This window comes from Actinotalea ferrariae (genome assembly GCF_019733465.1).
Classification (GTDB): Bacteria; Actinomycetota; Actinomycetes; order Actinomycetales; family Cellulomonadaceae; genus Actinotalea; species Actinotalea ferrariae_A.
This window is the reverse complement of the sequence record NZ_JACVQL010000402.1, coordinates 1-2,530: the sequence shown is the minus strand read 5'-3', so window position 1 is coordinate 2,530 and position 2,530 is coordinate 1. Positions and strand designations below refer to the sequence as shown.

The window sequence follows — 2,530 nt, the reverse complement described above, 5'->3', positions numbered from 1 at the left end:
CGCGACGACCACGGCACCCGCACCGGCGAGCACGAGCGCGCCCGCGCCGACGGCGAGCTCCACGCCGTCGAAGCCCGTCGCGCCGAGGGCCGACGTGCCGGCCGCGGCGGCGGCCGCCGAGGAGGCGACGGTGAAGACCTGGTCGCCGACAAGGCGGCCCGACTCGTCCTTGACCGCGGCGGTGTAGGTGCCGCCCGCGGCGAAGGTCACGGTGAAGGTCACCGAGGTGCCCGTCGCCGTCTTCGTGGCGGACTTCGTGCCGGCGATCTGGATCGAGTCGTTGCTCAGCGAGGCCGGCTCGGACGTGACGGTGATGGTGTAGTCCTGGCCGGGGGTCGTGCCCTCGGTGCGCAGCGTGACCGACTCGCCGGCGGCCGGGGCGGCGTCCTGGGTCGTCGTGCCGTAGCCGGGTGCGTCGTACGCCAGCGCAGCAGTCGGGGCGAGCACGAGCGCACCCGCGGCGAGGGTGGTGAGGGCGAGACGACGACGGTTCATGAAACGACTCCTGTGGTGCACGACGGCAGCGTTCAGCTCGGATGAGGCACGTGAGGTGCCACGCGTCCCATCGGCATCCGCGCCGTCGTCATGAGCACGACCAGCCGCTCCCGAGAGATGTCACCCGTCCGGGGGATGGCGTGACGCGCAGTATCGGTGCCTCGTCCTGATTCGCCCCCGTGACGACGGAGTAGCGCACGGTCTGGGTCTCGCCCGGGGCCAGGCGGACGGTCCGGGCCACCACGCGCAGCCCGTCGTGCACGTGCGCCGCGACGCCGGGCTCCCCCGCCGAGGCCTCGACCTCGTCGACGTAGCCGTCCGTCGGCGCGTAGAGCAGCACGTTGGTCTGCATGTGACCCGCGGGCGTGTCCTCGTCCGGGCCGGTGATGTAGGTCGGCAGCGCGGTCGGGTCGCCCGGCACGTCGTTGCTCAGCGTCACGACGACGTCCAAGCGACGCGTGCCGTCCGTCAGGCAGTCGCCCGGGTTCGCCGTCACGTCGAGCCCCAGGTAGTAGCCCATCTTGTCGGCGTTCCCCTGGTTGAGGAACACGCCGACGACGGGCGCCCCGCCGCGGTGGCCGACGAGCTCGCCGCCCAGCACGGTGCCCTCGAGCAGCGCCTGCTCCTCCGGGCGGGCCGACCACACGAGGAGCCGTCCCTCGCGGGCCGCCTGCGCGAGGGCGTCCACGGCGGCCGCCGGCTCACCCTGACCACCGACCACGGCGGTGAACACGGACGAGGCGGTCGTCGCGAAGAACGGGTCCTGCTCTGCCGGCGGCAGCACCTGGTAGACGGTGTTGAGCAGCACCTGGACGGCGTTGTCCGCCGTCAGGGCGGGGCCGACGGCGTCCGCGACGGCCCCGGCGGGCAGGGGCACCGGCCCGGTGGCGCCGAGCAGCAGCGCGAGGGTGCCCGGGTCGACCGACAGCACGCCGTCGACGTCGCCGCCGACCTGCTGCTGCCAGATCGCGCGGGCGATCTCGCCGGTGCGCGGGAAGTCGGGCGTGAAGGTCACGTCGCGCATGTCGGCGGCGAGGTCGGGCCCGAACAGGGACTGCTCGGCCTGCGAGAGCGGAACGACGGGCTCGGGCAGGTCGACCAGCGGGCCGCCCGCGCGCTGCTCGAGGACCCGGACCGCGCCGCCGTCGGCCTCGAGCAGGATCACCGCGCCCGGGATCCCGCCGGTGGCTCGCGGCTCCGCCGTCGTCTGGACGAGCAGCAGGTAGCGGCGGGGGCCGTCGGCACCGAGCATGGGCGGCAGCAGGCGGACGGCTCGCGCGGCCGTCGCCGTCGTCGCCGCGACGTCCTCGACCTGCGCCGCGAGGTCGTGCACCGGGCCGCCCACGGGTGCCCACAGGCCGGCGGGGTCGAGGGCGGCGAGCCTCTCCGCGGCGGCCTGCACCTCGGCGTCCGCGGCGACCACGACGGGGGCGGCCGTGAGGAGCGGTGTGAGCGGCACGCGGCCGTCGACCGGCACGAGGGCTGCCGGGTCGACCGTCGCCGTGGCGTCCATGAGGCCGGGCAGGGCGCGGTCGGCGAGACCGTCGACGACCTCGCTGACCACCTGCACCGCGCGCACGTTCGGCCCGACCCACGGGAGCGCCGCGGCGGCCGACCAGTGCGGCCCGTGAGCCGCGTCGGACGCCCGACCCGCGTGGTCCTGGAGCGCGGCGAGAGAGGCGGTGGCCGAGTCGCGGTCGCCCTCGAGCACCTGCTCCCGCAGGTCCGTGACGAGGTCGGCCGCGGCCAGGAGCTCGTCCCGCGCGCGGAGGGCGTCGAGGGCGAGCCAGCCGGCCCAGGCCGCGAGGACGCCGACGACGGCGAGCACCGCGGCCAGCGCCGGTCTCCGGCGGGAGCGAGCCGCCGGGGCTGCGTGGCGGGAGCGCGCCGACGGCGTGGCGTGCCGGGGGCCCGCGGGCGCGTCGTCGTCCACCGCGTGCCCCTCCCGTCGTCGAACAGGGCGAGCCTACCTGCGGCTCCGGCGGGACTCCGGCGGGCTCGGGCGCGTTCGTCGCCGGGTCGCGGGCGCGCGGCG

Annotated in this window: 2 protein-coding genes; both read right to left on the bottom strand. The window is 76.3% G+C overall.

Translation table 11 applies throughout. The features are described from left to right. Nucleotides 1-495, bottom strand: a 495-nt coding sequence (locus ICW40_RS20335; RefSeq protein WP_221655789.1) for a peptidase, incomplete at its 3' end; no start/stop codon positions are given. Between the two features lie 88 nt (nt 496-583). After that, nucleotides 584-2,323 (bottom strand): DUF4012 domain-containing protein, encoded by a 1,740-nt coding sequence (locus ICW40_RS20330; protein ID WP_221655788.1) that lies wholly within the window; start codon nt 2,321-2,323, stop codon nt 584-586. Between the last annotated feature and the right edge of the window lie 207 nt (nt 2,324-2,530).